This is a genomic window from Pedobacter psychrodurus, from assembly GCF_032678585.1.
In the GTDB taxonomy this organism is placed as follows: Bacteria; Bacteroidota; Bacteroidia; order Sphingobacteriales; family Sphingobacteriaceae; genus Pedobacter; species Pedobacter psychrodurus_A.
The window spans coordinates 1-16,421 of record NZ_JAVTSN010000036.1 but is presented as its reverse complement, the minus strand read 5'-3'; the positions used below and the strand labels follow the sequence as shown (position 1 = coordinate 16,421).

At 39.5% G+C, this 16,421-nt stretch carries 18 protein-coding genes; 12 read left to right on the top strand and 6 right to left on the bottom strand.

Annotated elements, in window-relative coordinates; genetic code table 11:
* Nucleotides 1-5: 5 nt before the first annotated feature.
* On the bottom strand, nt 6-746 hold the full coding sequence (locus R2S57_RS21175; RefSeq protein WP_316846940.1) for an SDR family oxidoreductase: 741 nt from the start codon (nt 744-746) through the stop codon (nt 6-8).
* A 103-nt stretch (nt 747-849) separates the two neighbouring features.
* Complete coding sequence (locus tag R2S57_RS21170) at nt 850-1,596, bottom strand: NUDIX hydrolase (RefSeq protein WP_316846939.1); 747 nt, start codon at nt 1,594-1,596, stop codon at nt 850-852.
* 125 nt (nt 1,597-1,721) lie between these two features.
* Here R2S57_RS21170 and R2S57_RS21165 point away from each other — a divergent pair, with 125 nt between their 5' ends.
* The gene (locus R2S57_RS21165; protein WP_316846938.1) at nt 1,722-4,040 is read left to right on the top strand and encodes a glycoside hydrolase family 3 protein; all 2,319 of its coding nucleotides are present in this window, start codon (nt 1,722-1,724) and stop codon (nt 4,038-4,040) included.
* A 173-nt stretch (nt 4,041-4,213) separates the two neighbouring features.
* The gene (locus R2S57_RS21160) at nt 4,214-4,975 is read left to right on the top strand and encodes a hypothetical protein (protein WP_316846937.1); all 762 of its coding nucleotides are present in this window, start codon (nt 4,214-4,216) and stop codon (nt 4,973-4,975) included.
* A 14-nt stretch (nt 4,976-4,989) separates the two neighbouring features.
* On the opposite strand, the gene R2S57_RS21155 is transcribed toward R2S57_RS21160, so the two are convergent.
* Complete coding sequence (locus R2S57_RS21155) at nt 4,990-5,622, bottom strand: TetR/AcrR family transcriptional regulator (protein ID WP_316846936.1); 633 nt, start codon at nt 5,620-5,622, stop codon at nt 4,990-4,992.
* 233 nt (nt 5,623-5,855) lie between these two features.
* On the opposite strand from R2S57_RS21155, the gene R2S57_RS21150 reads away from it, so the two are divergent.
* A complete protein-coding gene (locus tag R2S57_RS21150; protein ID WP_316846935.1) occupies nt 5,856-6,041 on the top strand; it encodes a hypothetical protein in 186 nt (61 codons plus the stop codon).
* Between the two features lie 93 nt (nt 6,042-6,134).
* Entirely contained in the window at nt 6,135-6,563 is a 429-nt protein-coding gene (locus R2S57_RS21145) for a hypothetical protein (RefSeq protein ID WP_316846934.1), read from the top strand.
* 43 nt (nt 6,564-6,606) lie between these two features.
* Here the strand turns inward: R2S57_RS21145 and R2S57_RS21140 are convergent, their stop codons facing one another.
* A complete protein-coding gene (locus R2S57_RS21140; protein WP_316846933.1) occupies nt 6,607-7,125 on the bottom strand; it encodes a hypothetical protein in 519 nt (172 codons plus the stop codon).
* A 97-nt stretch (nt 7,126-7,222) separates the two neighbouring features.
* On the opposite strand from R2S57_RS21140, the gene R2S57_RS21135 reads away from it, so the two are divergent.
* Both R2S57_RS21135 and R2S57_RS21130 read left to right on the top strand, forming a co-directional pair.
* Nucleotides 7,223-7,978, top strand: coding sequence for an immunity 22 family protein (locus tag R2S57_RS21135; RefSeq protein ID WP_316846932.1), 756 nt, complete (start codon nt 7,223-7,225; stop codon nt 7,976-7,978).
* A gap of 345 nt (nt 7,979-8,323) precedes the next feature.
* Complete coding sequence (locus tag R2S57_RS21130) at nt 8,324-9,025, top strand: DUF3667 domain-containing protein (RefSeq protein ID WP_316846931.1); 702 nt, start codon at nt 8,324-8,326, stop codon at nt 9,023-9,025.
* 82 nt (nt 9,026-9,107) lie between these two features.
* On the opposite strand, the gene R2S57_RS21125 is transcribed toward R2S57_RS21130, so the two are convergent.
* Entirely contained in the window at nt 9,108-10,520 is a 1,413-nt protein-coding gene (locus tag R2S57_RS21125) for an MFS transporter (protein ID WP_316846930.1), read from the bottom strand.
* Nucleotides 10,517-11,074 carry a TetR/AcrR family transcriptional regulator gene (locus R2S57_RS21120; protein WP_316846929.1) on the bottom strand — a complete coding sequence of 186 codons (558 nt, stop codon included), beginning with the start codon at nt 11,072-11,074 and terminating at the stop codon, nt 10,517-10,519. The genes R2S57_RS21125 and R2S57_RS21120 overlap by 4 nt, the downstream gene beginning before the upstream one ends.
* 190 nt (nt 11,075-11,264) lie before the next feature.
* Between R2S57_RS21120 and R2S57_RS21115 the strand changes: the two genes are divergently transcribed.
* From R2S57_RS21115 to R2S57_RS21090, 6 genes are all read left to right on the top strand, one after another.
* The gene (locus R2S57_RS21115; protein ID WP_316846928.1) at nt 11,265-11,888 is read left to right on the top strand and encodes an alpha-ketoglutarate-dependent dioxygenase AlkB family protein; all 624 of its coding nucleotides are present in this window, start codon (nt 11,265-11,267) and stop codon (nt 11,886-11,888) included.
* An 87-nt stretch (nt 11,889-11,975) separates the two neighbouring features.
* The gene (locus R2S57_RS21110; RefSeq protein ID WP_316846927.1) at nt 11,976-12,128 is read left to right on the top strand and encodes a hypothetical protein; all 153 of its coding nucleotides are present in this window, start codon (nt 11,976-11,978) and stop codon (nt 12,126-12,128) included.
* Between the two features lie 6 nt (nt 12,129-12,134).
* Nucleotides 12,135-12,845 carry a type 1 glutamine amidotransferase domain-containing protein gene (locus R2S57_RS21105; protein WP_316846926.1) on the top strand — a complete coding sequence of 237 codons (711 nt, stop codon included), beginning with the start codon at nt 12,135-12,137 and terminating at the stop codon, nt 12,843-12,845.
* 718 nt (nt 12,846-13,563) lie between these two features.
* Complete coding sequence (lat, locus tag R2S57_RS21100) at nt 13,564-14,895, top strand: L-lysine 6-transaminase (protein ID WP_316846925.1); 1,332 nt, start codon at nt 13,564-13,566, stop codon at nt 14,893-14,895.
* Nucleotides 14,896-14,897: 2 nt separating this feature from the next.
* Nucleotides 14,898-15,299 (top strand): hypothetical protein, encoded by a 402-nt coding sequence (locus R2S57_RS21095; RefSeq protein ID WP_316846924.1) that lies wholly within the window; start codon nt 14,898-14,900, stop codon nt 15,297-15,299.
* Nucleotides 15,300-15,326: 27 nt separating this feature from the next.
* The gene (locus R2S57_RS21090; RefSeq protein ID WP_316846923.1) at nt 15,327-16,187 is read left to right on the top strand and encodes a hypothetical protein; all 861 of its coding nucleotides are present in this window, start codon (nt 15,327-15,329) and stop codon (nt 16,185-16,187) included.
* Nucleotides 16,188-16,421 lie beyond the last annotated feature (234 nt).

The following is a 16,421-nucleotide window of genomic DNA, read 5'->3' as shown; positions in this document are numbered from 1 at the left end:
AAATTTTAGCGTTGCGCCGACGGACGGATAACCATATCACCCACTTCAACATCAAGGGGTTGACTCATTGCGTATATTACTGCATCGGCAATGGCTTGAGGGCTTATGGCCATTTTCTCCATATTTTCGATAATTGCGTTTTTCATAGCCTCATTTTTCATACCATTTGCCAAATCAGTCTTCACTACGCCTGGGGAAATTCCCGTGATGCGGATAGTTCCATCCGATTCCTGCCTAAAGGCTTCTGCAATTGTACGTACGGCGTTTTTCGTTGCGGCATATACACCTTGTTCGGGCACAATTTTTATTCCAGAGGTAGAAATAATATTGATGATATGCCCTGAATTTTGTCTTTTAAAGACAGGTATAGCTGCTGCCATTCCGTATAATACACCTTTAAGATTAATATCGATCATTTCTTCCCAACCTTCCACATCAAGGGCATCGATTCTACTCAACTGTCCAACACCAGCGTTGTTGATGATTACATCCAATGTACCATAATTATCGACAGCTTTATTAACCAATGCTACCAAAGCAGTTCTATTTATTACGTCCGTTTCTATATAGGATGATTCTCCACCTTGATTGTTGATTTCCTCAGACAAGTTGCTCAATTGTTTTTTTCGCCTCGCACCCAAAACTATTTTTGCACCTGCACGCCCCAGTTCTTTGGCAATCGCCCTGCCAATTCCACTACTTGCACCAGTAATAACAACAACTTTTCCTTTAATTTCATTTTTCATATCCCATCGCTTTAATATGATACAAATGTGGTGTTATGCCCAATCAAAAAAGTAGCTACACTGGTAAAAACCTTAGCCATATAAGCGTAAAATCTGCAAACATTTACCAGGCTTCCTTTAATCCCCTGCTAAGTGCGTGATTATATTTATCCTGATCAAAACTGTATAGAATTGGCGAACGGTGTGCCCCGCCTCTCCTTCCTTTATCATGTTTGATAAAAATATCGTAGGCCAACATTTTACGCTGGAAATTCCCCCGGCTTAGTGTTTTGCCAAGAATAGTTTCGTACAGTTTTTGCAATTCGGGCATCGTAAATTCTTCCGGTAACAAGTTATAACCGATTGGTTTAAAATTTAATTGAAAACGCATTACCGCTAATGCTTCTTCATAAATCTTCCGATGATCCATCATCATCTCCGGCAGATCGTTTATATCCTTCCATTCGCAGGCAATTGAAATTTCATCCACAACGGGCATAATTTTTTCATAATCCACCAAGGCATAATAACCGATGGAAAGAAATCGCTGTCTGAACCAAAAATCTTCCGGCATATAACCCAGATCGCTTTCTGATCTTCCCAGCTCACCAAAAGTTTTGAATTGCTCTAAAAAAACTTTTTCGGCGCCTGTCCTCTCCTCAAGGATCGTTTTTGCAGCCTCATTCAAGTCTTGCTCCTTATTTAAAAAACCACCCGGCAAAGCCCATTTTTCTTGCCCTTTCATTTTAACAAGCAAAACTTTAAGGGTATTGATATGAAACCCGAAAACCACACAATCTATCGAAATGTGAGGCAGATGGGTTTGATAGAATGCTTTACTCCTTTGCTCAAATACCGACATTTCATCCATACACAAAAATATAAATTTTGAACTCTTAGAAAATAATTTTATCATTGTATCAATATGATACAATGATAAATCTTTTCAAGTGGATTTACCTAACCAAATCAGATCTGACATCAACAATAAAGATTATGAAATCAAAGTTTATTAGCCAAATTCTCCTTACCGGACTTTTTATGCTGGGTTTTTCTGGGCTTATGGCGCAGGATGTTTTCACTACGGTGACCAACAAAAACGGAGCAACCTTAGGTTATTCCCCTCTTTCAGGAGTAAAAATCCTTATCTTAAATGGATTAAAATTTAAGGACTTAAACAAAAACGGCAAGCTCGACAAATATGAAGACTGGCGTTTACCGGCAGAGGAAAGAGCAAAAGACCTCGTTAAAAAAATGTCGGTTGAGCAAATTGCCGGATTGATGCTTTATAGTATCCACCAATCGATCCCTGGTGCAGAAAGCGGTATTAGAGCAGGTATGTACGGTGGTAAAACTTTTGCAAAAAGCGGTGCTAAAACATCTGATTTAACCGATCAGCAAAAGGCATTTTTAAAGAACGATAATTTACGTCATGTGCTCATTACAACTGTAAAATCGCCAAAAGATGCTGCACTTTGGAATAATAATGCGCAGGCTTTTGTTGAAGCCATTGGATTGGGAATTCCAACGAACAACAGTAGCGACCCCAGACATACCGCTACCGTAACTTCGGAGTTTAATGAGGGATCGGGCGGACAGATTTCGCTTTGGCCAGATGGCCTGGCAATGGCGGCAACATTCGACCCGACAATTGTTCAACAATTCGGGCAAATTGCAGCTAAAGAATATAGGGCCTTAGGTATAGCCACGGCACTTTCACCACAAATTGATTTGGGAACAGAACCCCGTTGGTACCGTATCAACATGACTTTTGGCGAAAGCAGCAAGCTCACTACGGATATGGCCAGAGGGTACATTGATGGTTTTCAAACCTCATTGGGCAAAGCAGAAATTAAGGATGGATGGGGTTATAACAGCGTAAATGCGATGGTGAAACACTGGCCAAGCGGTGGCCCTGAAGAAGGTGGCCGCGATGGACACTGGGCGTACGGAAAGTTTGCTGTTTATCCGGGCAATAATCTCCAGGAACATATTAGCCCCTTTATTAATGGTGCTTTTAAATTAAATGGAAAAACGGCCAAAGCTTCGGCGGTAATGCCCTATTATACCATTTCTTTTGATCAGGACACGAAAAACAAAGAAAATGTGGGCAATGGCTTTAGTAAATACATCATTACCGATTTACTCCGCGATAAATATAAATACGATGGGGTGGTTTGTACAGACTGGTTAATCACTGGCGACGAAGGTAAAACACCTGATCAGTTTGCAGGAAAATCGTGGGGAGTAGAAAAACTATCTGTTGCTGAAAGACATTATAAAGTTTTATTGGCCGGCGTTGACCAGTTTGGCGGAAATAACGATGTTAAACCCGTTCTGGAAGCTTACCAAATGGGTGTAAAACAATTTGGAGAAAAGAATTTCAGAGAACGTTTCGAAATTTCGGGCATCCGTTTGTTAAAAAATATTTTCCGTGTAGGTTTATTCGAAAACCCATACCTCAATGCAGATGAAAGTCAGGAAATTGTGGGCAACAAAGAATTTATGAGAGCAGGGTATGAAGCACAGGTTAAATCGGTTATTTTATTAAAAAACCACCAATCTGTTTTGCCAATTCAATTAAAGAAAACGGTTTATGTTCCGAAAATCTATACGCCTGCCAGTAAAGATTGGTGGGGTAATTTTGTAGCGGCAAAATTCGATTACCCTGTAGATACCAATACGATTAAAAAGTACTACAACTTTACTTCAGATCCACAGCAGGCCGATTTTGCTATCGTATTTGTAAGCAGTCCGCAAAGCGCCTTGGGTGGTTACGATCCTGAAGACCGCAAAAATGGTGGGAATGGTTATATTCCAATTACGCTTCAGTATGGTACTTATACGGCAAGCGATGCCCGCGAAAAAAGTATGGCAGCAGGAGATCCGGTAATCGACCCCACAATTACAGACAGAAGCTTCAGAGGTAAATCGGTAACAGCAAGCAATACAATGGATTTAAAAACCATCCTCGACACTAAAGAAATGATGAAAGATAAACCGGTAATTGTTTCGGTTACGGCTACCAAACCCATGATTTTCAGCGAATTCGAATCGCATGCCGATGCTATTGTTTTAAACTTCAGTGTTTCCTCTCAAGCTGTTTTAGATATCATCTCGGGCAAATATGAGCCTTCAGGTTTATTGCCTATTCAGATGCCAGCAAACATGAGTACCGTTGAAAAACAAAAAGAAGATGTTCCTTTCGATGTAGAAACCTATAAAGATTTAGATGGAAACCACTACGACTTTGGTTTTGGTTTAAACTGGAAAGGTAAAATTACAGACAACAGAACTCAGATCTATAAACGATAAAGAGAAAGGGTTGGACAAAATATGTTCAACCCTTTTCATTTTTCTGCGAGGTTACAGAAAACCGCAAAACCCTGCTGAGTCTGGAAAAATCGTGATAACGCGAAACCAAAGTGTGTGGCAAAGGAAAAAAATGAGCATATTGCCGGGCCAGAATAATGACCCCATTCATAATCATGAAAGCAAAACTTATTGTATTGATAACTCTCCTTTTTTTTACTTCAATAAAAACCTTTGCTGGTTGGTATGATATCTACAATTACACCGGATTTATTGACCGGCATGCCGTTACTTTATCATTCCAGTTAAAAGAAGGTTATTTTGGAGAGCCGGCAAAAAAAAACTATAATATTATTGGTGTTTATAAATATGATAGATTCAATAATCCCATAAGGCTCGAGGGTGTTTTTAATCAAAATACCCAGAAGATTAAATTTTATGAAATTGGGAAGGGTGACCAGACTTCTGCCACTTTTAGTCTTCATTTTTCGCTTCAACAGTTAACAGGTAGCTGGAGCGGAGGCAAAAACAGATTAAAGGTAAACTTAAATCTTACAAACAGGCTCAGCGACCTCGCAGCAGAATCCTTTAACAATATCCAGATCCTTCAGTCTCCTTCATTGAAAGACTACTATTTCGAGGGCTTATACGCAAAGAAAACGGAAGGCAGGGATGCCAGCATGACTGCTTTAAAAATCATCAAAAAGGCAGACAACAAAATTTTTCAAATACTCGATTTTGAGGCAGTAGAGACGCCGACAGGAAACCTGATGACCATCATCTACGATAATATTACCACTGGAAAAGGCAATGATTTTATCGTTTCCAATCAAATTGGAAGAGTTGGTGGTTATCTCAATGTTCGTTTTAATCCTAAAATCAAAAGATTTGTATTAAATCCAGAACCCATAGCAGAAGGGGTAAATGGCAGTGAATAATTAAATACAAATCATTATAGATAGGCCAGATCGATAAACTGTTTGAGTGCTTTTTTGATCTCCTCCTGACCGGAAACCTGCTGAAGGTCTATGCCACAGAATGGATTTTCCTGCATCTTGGCATGCAGCGTAAGATAATACACTCCACCCATTAATAAGGCGTACATCGCCCTAAAGTTTTTATCCTTACCTGCGAAGTGCTCATCAATCAACTCACGCAGTACTTGGTCGCCAATGTTCTCCCTTTTTAGATCAAGCTCCTTTAACATTGGCATTTTTTCACTTAAGCCCCAGGTGATGATCCGCCGCATTTCTTCGTTGCCGATCAGGCTATCGAATTGATTTTCGAGTACACTGTATGCAAGCGCTTTCCCACCATCTGCTCTACCTGTTTGCACCATTCCTTCTATATCCTCCTCATTGATTTTCCAATAATCATTTTTATTGAGATAGGCCTGCACCAGCCCCTCCAGGCTCCCAAAATATCCATAAATCAGCTTTCTGTCAACTTTGGCCTCATCAGCAATCCTACTGATATTCAGTCCAGAAAAACCATCCTTTTTCAGAATCTCACCCACCGCAACGATCATCTTATCCCTCGTGCGTTCCTTATTCCTAACCGGTCCATCCGTAACTTTTCTCAACATTTCATTCAACTTTGCTGCAAAATGCAATTTTTTAAGCCATCATCAAAGATATTGCGCCACAAACAGCCGACTCAACTGTTGTCAAATTTTAATCATTTCGGTTTAACGGAACCATGTTTTGGAACAGAATCCGAATTAGCAACCTTAAATACGCACACAAAATATATCTCATATTTGTGATTTAAAAATTATTTATTATTTTTGGTATACCTAAAAGGCCTTAAACTTTTCTTATGTCTTCTGAAGCAGAAAACAGGCTAAGGCTAGTAGCAATTTTTACAATGAAGAAAAAATACGAGCTATTTTTAATCTTAACTGGAATAATCTCTTTACCGTACTGCAGCGGTGATTGTAAAGGGCAGCTTTTGCAACTAGAGTTAGAAAACGGGAAAGCTGGAAGCTTGATGGACGGCAAATAAGCGGCCATATGGACACCACATCTCATTTCAGCTATATAAGACCTGAATGCTTAAAATCTGATCCACAACAAAAAGATAGACATCAGTGAAAAAATGGAAAGATTTACGGATTTAAAACTCCTTGAAGATAGGTTAAATGCAAATTTTTGTTTGCCTCATATTGGAAAAATCGCAATTGAATTTGATCTTGAAGAAGAGGATAGCAAGTTGGAGGATTTTAATGCGCTGATTTCAATATCGCAAATCTGGATAAAAGGGCTTACCAAAGAAATTCTGGATAGATTAATGATTGCTATTGCAAATGAGCTAACCGATGCAGCCTATACCGGTTCTGATTACAAACCATCCAGCAGCGACTATATCAATCTTCAAAGAGACCTCAACATTACAATGGTGAGGTTTTATCCGGACTCAGTATTTTCGCTTATTTTTGAGGCTGAAAAAGAATACCCGGATATGGAGATTTATTGCTTACTTGATGAGTCGTTTTCAATCGAGGACCTTACTGTAGACAGAAAATAATCAGCACAATTTAAAATACGCGGCAGAGCTTCCAATTTTGTGCTTAGCTTGCGCCGATTAAAACCGAACCGAACTTCCTGTCAAAATCGAACCATAAAGTTTTGCCTTTCACTTCTTTAAGATGATAAAATGTCTTGCTGTATAACATTCCTTCACCCACTCCTATCCCATAATCTCCGCTTCCTTTAAGATATTTGTTCAACTTATTAAAAAAGTATTTTATTACTTTATCCGGCGTCTTCGAAATCACCCTTAAGCTCAGGTTCTCCAGCTCACCGGGCGTAGATCTACCACCCAGTAGCACAATGGCATGGATACAAAAACCATCATCATAGATACTCGCGTACTTTTCCGGATCAAAAGCCTCAGAAGTGATATAAACTTCCGGATGACCTTTAGTCGCAGATGTTGGAAGCGCTTCTCCTTGTTTGAAGTTTTGCAATACGCTTTTTTTGCCAACTTTCTTTTCGACATAAACATGCATGCCCGAGCTTGCTAAAAGACTGTCAAACTCTTTAAGGAAAATTTCTAATGGTATGAAAACATTGATCAAGCTGGCCATATCAATTCAGGAAGTAAAATCAAAGTTAACTTTTTTATAAAATATCACAAATACGTGATTTATTTTCAATAGTTTTATTCTTCAACATCAATCCGCTATGCATATAACACACCTATGGGCCGGAAAAATCGAGTCCGAAAGATTACTGGAAACCTATTTAGATCAAAATATATACTTAAAGGCCTGGGCAGCATATGATCACGGGCCATCAATAGGAGGCCACGACGAGGATTCAGAACCCTCACCCACATTAAGATGCCAGTTCTGCAAAGAAACAGGTCTTGATACCTATGATGAGGACTTGATGATCTTTAAGTATTACGATGATCTTGTAGACATTAATACGATTGCAAGGGATAGCCAGGTTGATACCGAACAACTTAGGAAGCTATTTAAAAAAAACAAGATGGAAACCTGTAATGCCATAATCGCTTATCAGGACAAAAGTCTAAATCCTAAACAGTTTTCTTATCAGGGTCTTCTAAGGTATCTTGGGCAGTTGGATCATCCAGAATCAAATTCAAAAACAAACCTAAAACATTATTTATGGACTGGAGAAGTTAAAGTTAGCCCGGCGCAAATCATTAAAAGTACGGGGCTGCAGAACAGTGAAATCAAGAATATTAATTTTTACTATAACAAAGCGAAAAAGCGGCTTGATGAAATCATTATCATGGAAGTACAAGATTTGGATCTTGCCGAGCGTATGATCCTAGAAGTAGACGATATGTACATTTCACCAACATCAAATGCCATTCTGGTGCTTACGCTGAACAAAGATATTGGGATCAATGCCCAACAAATAGGCCAAGCATTAGGCCTTGATTTTATCAGTGAATTTGATTCCGAATAGATTTCAAGATCACATTGGCAAAGATTTATAATATTTCAAATTATTTTCCTGAAAATCAATTATTTAGATGGCGTATAGATATTTAATCTTCAAGACGAGAAACTGTAAATATCAAGGATCCTAAAAATTGAGCTCTGGTTCTGAGGCATTTTTATTATTTGAAGAATTAGGATTGTCCCAATATGATATCCGATAACACAAATATCACAACTATGTGATATATTTGCCTTGTATCCATGAGTAGGAAAATTTTAATGTCTGAACTCTACTTTAAAAATTATAGCGTTCACTTATTGAGAAGTAAACAAAAATTATAAACCAGCAAAACGCAGATTGAAAATTAAAATGGAAGAAGTTGACAGTGTAGCGCACCACAATAAGTTAAAACGGATCGATTCATCGTATATCATTCACGAAATAAAACACCTTCTACATATTGAAAGCGGTTTTTTGTTCACAGTAAAACAATTATTTGTCAGACCAGGAAGATTAGTTCGAAATTTTATTTTGGAAGACAGAAGCAAGGTTACAAAACCGCTAATTTTTTTGATATTATCAGGTACGATATTCACGCTTATTTTTCACTTTTTCCACATTGAATATATTTTCTTTTCACTCGACCAGAAAATTGGGAACATTGACACATTTTTAGAAAAAAGAAAGATTAGTGATTGGACAAATAACCATATAGGTTATTCTTCACTTATTATAGGCTTCTTCATAGCATTATGGACTGCTCTGTTTTTTAAAAAGCATAAATACAACGTTTACGAAATCACCATTTTATTATGTTACTCGGTTGGTCAGGGGCTTTTGATCATTAGTTTATCTGCTTTTATTTCGATAATATTTAAAACGAAGCCAATAGCATCTGTTGGCGTATTTGCTTCATATTTTTACATCTTTTGGTCCATCGGACAATTTTTTGGCGAAAAAAAGGTAATAAATTATATTAAAGCGATCATATGTTGTATTCTCGGCGCATTATCTTTCCAACTGATTTTAATGTTGCTGGCCTATATTTTTCACCAACTGGGAATTAAGTAACACATTCTGGCAACAATGGCAGTTGGTTAAAACAATCGTTGTTTGCCCCATATTATAGGCCAGATCCCTTCAGGCAGCCCGCTTATTCTCCAATATGATCCACTACCTTACTATTCACCTTTTTAGGTAGGAAAAACAAAAGTACACTGACCAGTAAAAGACAAACAATATCTGCAACAAGCCCATAATGAAAAGCGAGCTGTGGGCTTTTGGTGCTTTCACTGATGTTATAAAACAGACCGCCAATAATACAGATACCCAAAGCCGAAGCTGTTTGCTGCACAGTGGAATAAATTCCTGCAGCGGCACCCGCAAATTCAGCAGGCATTGTGCGTAGGGTAACATTCAATAAAGAAGGCAGCACCAAACCATTCCCAAACCCATAAAGTGCCTGCAGCACAAAAAGTGTGACCACGCTGACACCTGTTTTAAAATAACCGATCTGAAGGCCAAAAGTCAAGACAATGATTACGATCCCGACCTGCATCACAAGCGTGCCATATCTGGGCAACAACCTTGAAGCCAATACCGAAGTTAATGTAAACAACAGCCCCGGAGCAACAAAATACAGACCTGACACCAACGGACTTAAACCAAGTCCGTTTTGCAGGAAAACCGCACTCATCAACAGATAACAGGTATGCATCATAAAATGGAACAGCACTGCCAAAAGACCGATATTAAAATCGCGAAAACCGAATAGCATTTCATCAACCAAAGGGCTTTTGCCCAGCGATTTCTTTTTACGCTGATTAAAAAAGAAAAATGCAAAGATCAGTACCGATAATACCAATAAGGCAAAACTCCACCAGGGCCAGCCCGATTCGCGTCCCTGAATGAGTGGATAAATGAGACTGAACAAAGCCAGCGTTAAAATTGCCACACCGGAAACATCCATTTTGGCTCCCTTATGCCTAACCGTTTTGGGAAGATAGCGGTGTGCCGCCAAAAGCGATAAAATACCGATCGGCAGGTTGACCAAAAAAATCAGCCTCCATCCTGCTACAAAAAAATGTCCCCCGGCAAAATAACCGCCCAACACCTGCCCGATAATGGAAGCCAGACCTAGTGAAATACCAAACCAGCCGACCGCCTTAGACCGTTCTGTTGGATCGGTAAACAGCACCTGGATAAAAGCAATGGCTTGTGGAACCATGAAAGCAGCACTTACCCCTTGCAAAAATCGCACAATATTGAGCTGGGTAGCCGTTTGGGATACTCCACAAAGGCAAGAAAACAGCGTAAAACCGACCATTCCCCAAAAGAAAATACGCTTTCTCCCATAATGATCGCCCATTCTTCCTCCTGTGATCAAAAATGAAGCATAGCCCAAAAGATAGCCCGCAATAACAAGCTGAATCTGGGCATCACTCGCATGAACACCTGTTTTGATTGAGGGAATAGCAACGTTTATAATAAATACATCAATAACGGATAACAGTGGAGCGGTTAATACAATCAACAGCGCCAACCATGGCGAAACATGACGGTTCATACCAGTGCAGTGATTAGTTCAACTGCTTTTTCAAGATCTTCTGTATGGTGATAAATCGCCGTGCCCACCAGCGCACCATCAGCCAATAGCACCACCATATCGGTCAATGCTTCATCAGAAAGAATCTTTTGATGGCCAGAACGGGATATTACAGCTGCAACATAATCACGCATCTGCTGTTTAAGCTCTCCTATATGTTTGCGCAGTTCTCCGTCTACCGCCTCAAGCCCCGCATTTGCTTTCACCAGAGCACAACCGTTAAATCCATTTTTCTTTTGGTTCGCGATACGGTACCTGATCAGTCCGGCAATACGCGCTTTAGGATCTATGATTTCAGCGAGAAAAATATCAGCACCCACAATCCAATTGTTCACAAAACGATCAAGGTAGGCCACCAGCAATCCACTTTTGGAACTGAAATGATAATAAAATGAACCCCTGGCGATACCTGCTTCGGCAATAATCTGGTTAATCCCAGTCTGCTGGTAACCCTGTTCGTAGAATAAACGCCCAGCGGTATCCAATAACCGCTCGCGCAAGCTGTTCTCTTTCATGAAACAAAATTATAATTTTAGACAGACCAGTCTAAATAAAATATTTAATATGAGAATATTTAAACAAAGTTATCCTTATGATCCCTCCTTACCAGTAACGCTTTGCTGGCAAAACTTAATAAATCATGTGTTATGGACACACAAAATACTAATATTTTTAGTTTTTAATTAAAAAGTGTAACTTTACGTTATGACCCTTTTTGAAGAGACGGAACTGTTTGACGGAGGCATAAAAATGTATACCGATTTCCAATTCCCGCAAACAAGCTTAAGGTTATGGCAACATTTTTTCAGCAAGACCTTGGCTGATAAATATTTCAATACGCTCCGTAACGAAACACCCTGGCAACAGCGAACGCGTAAAATGTATGATAAAATAGTAGCTGACCCCAGACTGACGGCCTATTATGGTGGTGAAAACGGAAACGAGTGGACGCCTACCCTGCTGGAGATCAAACAAGCGGCAGAAAACACCTGTAACGTTATCTTTGACCGCGTATTGTTAAACCTTTACCGAGACGGAAAGGATTCGGTTGCCTGGCACAGTGATACCCTTCCAGCCGACGGCAGACATCATCATATTGCATCGGTAACTTTCGGTGATACCAGAATTTTTAAGGTCCGCCATAAATCCAGAAAAGACATTCCAATTTTGGATATACCGCTGACCCCTGGAAGTTTTCTACTGATGGATGAGACTATGCAGGATCAGTACGAACACCACATACCAAAAACTACCAGGAATGTCGGCCCGAGGATCAACCTCACCTTCCGCATATCGGAACCTGGTAAACCTGTTTACCAGGCCATTTAAAAGAGCGCTTATTCCGCGAAGTCTTTTCAACATTCCCGAACCATTGTGTTTCTGTTTTGTTATCAATTAAACTAAAAATCAATAAAAATGGAAGATCCAAAAGAAAAAGACGAAAAAGCACAGCAAGAAAATCAAGCTGATACCAAGCCACAAACCAAACCCGGCGATGGGTCAAATTGGGACGAGCACCAGCGGATCGATGAGGAAGGCAATGAACTGGGTCCAGATGATGTTAAATAAGACCAGATGAAGAAGATATTAATGGTGCTTACCTCGCATAGCGGGATGGAAAACACGGAGAACAAAACAGGTGTATGGTTAGGTGAATTTACCGATCCTTATTATGAGTTTATTGATGCCGGCTTTACGGTAAGCCTCGCCAGTCCAAAAGGAGGCCGGCCACCCATTGATCCGATGAGTGAACTGACCGAACACATTACCGGTTCCAACCGCAGATTTTTGGATGATGAATTAGCGAAAGAGGCTTTCTCACATACAACAGCGTTGAACCAGATCCACTCTACAGATTATAATGCTGTATTTTATCCTGGCGGACATGGTCCTATATGGGATCTGGCCTTTGACAACAACAGCGGAATTTTGATACATGATTTTCTTGACGCAGGCAAACCCGTTGCCGCAGTATGTCATGGCCCCGCAGCGCTAATCAACGCAGAAAAACAAAGACCGGGTTTTCTGAAAGGTAAAACAATTTCTGCCTTCAGCAATACCGAAGAAACCATGGTTGGCCGTAGTGGCAATATGCCCTATTTGCTGCAAACCAGACTTGAAGAACTTGGCGCAAAGCTAAAAACCGCACTAGTACCCTTCCTTTCACACGTAGAAACAGATGGATTACTCATTACCGGGCAAAATCCGCTTTCGGCTGGACCTACAGCCAAGGCCTTGATTGAACTTTTAGAGAAACAAGCCGTATCATCAAGCCGAAGCGCATAAATCCTGGCTGCAAACATTATTAAGAAACAAGGCTGGGTATTTCAGGAAAAATGGCCGTTCGTTCCGTTTTCAAAGTGACGTCTCATTTTGCTTCAAACTGACGCTCGATTTCGGAGCAAAGTGGCCGTTTTGGTTGTCTTAGCCGCTTTTTTAGATCATAGTTTCAAGAAATATTACTTCGAATTTAAGCAAAATTAGAGCCTGTAGGAAGTTCTATGATTAAAGGTATGGTGTTAGTTCATCAGTCCTTTTGAGCTGCTTATATCGCATTTTCTGAGATTTCGTAACTTGGGTTACCCAGAACGTCTGGTTTTGGGCTAATTTGAGTCCAGGATGGATTATTTTAGAAAAAACTGAATATAAAAAGCAGTTGGGAGGAGATGTTGGTATTTGTTCAGAAGGAAAGGAACAATATTGTATTTACTCGGCAATCCAATTGGCGGCCACTTTGCAATGAAATGGAGGGGTCACTACTATTAGTGAAATATGCAAGAAGGGTACCGAACCTGCATTGACCACTAAAAATGGGCGAACTAAAAATTTTTCGCTAGGTTTTAGCAAAAAAGTTTTCCACATCTGCGAAGTCCAAAACCCGATTTTGTCTATAATCATACTTTAAACTGTTTAAACCTATTTTTTACCATTAGGGTACAAAAAGCGCTTAAATTTTGATTTCAGGCACATTTAACTAAATTTGAAATGTACCAAAACCAAGTTTATGTATCAATTAACAGTACCAGCAAATCGCGTTAACGAATCTTTAAGTAAGCATATTTTGGCTGATGGTTTCGACCTGACCTACGATATGGAGAAAAGTAATGGTGCCTACATTTACGATTCGAAATACAACAGAACCTTACTTGATTTTTTCACTTGTTTTGCTTCCGTTCCTTTGGGTTATAACCATCCTAAAATGATCAATGATGAAGAATTTAAAAAAAGTCTTTTTCAGGCGGCCCTGGCAAATCCTTCTAATTCGGATGTTTATACCCAGCAATACGCACAGTTTGTAGAAACATTTTCTAAAGTTGGTATTCCAGCTTACTTGCCACATGCATTTTTTATTGCTGGCGGCGGCTTGGCGGTAGAAAACGCAATTAAGGTAGCCATGGACTGGAAGGTTCAAAAAAACTTCGCAAAAGGATATAATGAAGAAAAAGGTTTTAAGGTTTTACATTTCGAAAGGGCTTTCCATGGAAGAACCGGTTATACTTTAAGTTTAACTAATACACTTCCCGATAAAACCAAATGGTTTGCCAAATTTGATTGGCCAAGGGTCTCTGTTCCAGAGGTTAAATTTCCGCTTTCGGGAGATCATTTAAGTCATGCCATCCAAACCGAAGAAACTTCATTGGCGCAGATCAAAAAAGCTTTTGCCGACAATAAAGATGATATCTGTGCAATCATTGTAGAGCCGATCCAATCTGAAGGTGGCGATAATCACCTGAGGGAAGAGTTCCTGATCCAGCTTAAAACTTTGGCCGATGAAAATGATGCCTTTTTAATCTACGATGAGGTACAAACCGGTGTTGGTTTAACAGGTAAATTCTGGTGCCATCAACATTTTAACGAAAAAGCCCGACCAGACATCATTGCTTTTGGTAAAAAAATGCAGGTTTGTGGTATCCTTGTCGGTAATAAGGTAGATGAAATTGAAACGAATGTGTTTAAAGTGCCAAGCCGGATCAATTCTACCTGGGGCGGAAACCTCGTAGATATGGTACGTTCTACACAGATTTTACAGATTATAGAAGAAGACCAGCTTTGTGAAAATGCCACAAAAGTGGGTGCCTATTTAAAGGATAACTTAGAAAGTCTATCGCATAAATTCGATCAGATGAGCAATGTACGCGGAAGAGGCTTGTTATGCTCTTTCGATTTCCCAACCAAAGAAATGCGGAATACTTTCATTTCTAAAGGACTGGAACACAATGTGATGTTTTTAGGTTGTGGCGAAAAAACCATCCGCTTCCGGCCAGCACTTTGTATCGAACAAAAGCATATTGACGAAGGATTGACGGTTATGGAGAAAATATTGCCTTTATTGTAGGCATGAACAAAAAATCGTTAGTTTATATCATCCCGATAGGCGTTTTAATACTGATATTTTTCATGGTCAAAGATGTTTTTGACCAACCGGGGATTGAAGATATGAAAGCAGGCTTCAAGGAAATCGTGAAATACCGAAATGCCAACAACACCGGGCCTGTACAGCGGATTTATGTAGTAACGGTTAAAGATTCGGTATGGCAAGAAATGGAAGATTACGGTAATTTAATGCCCCATACCAAGTATGGCAATACAAAAGTTTACTTCTTTATGGAAAATGCCAATGTGCCTAAAACATTGGAGCCTGGAGAAGTAAACTTCGATCCTCAATATAATAAATCCTGTATTGCGCTATTCGAAAAAAGCGCAATGAGTCAGGTCGCATTTAATAAGTATCCGTTTTAGACAGAGATTTTTTTGGTATAATTACAAATGAATCGTGATTACAGTTCGATAAGTCCATCAGCAAAATCGCTATTGCTGGCCAAAAGCTTAACGGATATTCCCTTTGTTGCTGATGCCGTAAAATTAATTTATGGCAATAACGCGCTTGAACATTTATCAAATAGAGATTTTGATGAGGTATTTTTAAAACGGTTGGTGCATTTCGAAAGTAGGTATTTATCACTTGATAGTTTACTTTTTGCCTCTGGCTCTTTAAATATTTTAGAAATTTCTTCTGGTTACTCTTTTAGAGGCTTGGATCTGGTTTTAAGGCATCCAACTATTTATTACCTGGATACCGATCTGCAAGGCATTATCGATATCAAGAAAGATTTGGTTGAGCGGCTAATTGTTGAGGAGAAATTAAACCTAAAAGGAAAACTCAGAACCGAAGCTTTAAACGTATTGGACGAGGATGCTTTTCTGAATGCGCTGAACCAAATGCCGCTTGGTCCGGTTAGTATTATAAATGAAGGTTTATTGGTGTATTTGAATACCGAAGAAAAGATATCGTTATGTAAAACCATCCACAAATCGTTAAAACAAAGGGGTGGTTATTGGATCACTGCTGATATTTATGTTAAACGCCCTGCACTTAAAAACGAGAACAATGATCATTTTTCTCAATTTTTGGAGGCGCACCATGTAGAAGATAATAAGTTTGAAAGTTTTGAACAGGCAGAACACTTCTTTTTAGAACAAGGTTTTAAGCTAATCACCAAAGCAACTTCAGTTTGGCATCAGCTTTCCTCATTAAAATACATTGATGGTGAGTTACTAAAAAAAATGAAAGAGCAGGCGAATAAAATTGGCCGAATCCGCGAAACCTGGGTGTTAAAAGCAATTTAATGATTAAAGCAGGGTTACAAACGCTTCATTTTCAACACACAAATTTTGTTATGAAGCGCATGGCCAGTTCAAAACATTAAGTTTCTTCCCATTTTACGCTTATACGCTTCGCTGCCTCATACTTCGTTGCTGCAGGGTATCGCTACAACCGGGGCTAAATTGGCCAAAACCGTATTTCATTTTTGGGGCTGCAGCGTTCACCTACCTTTGTTCCTAAACCTGACAGCAGCGGCA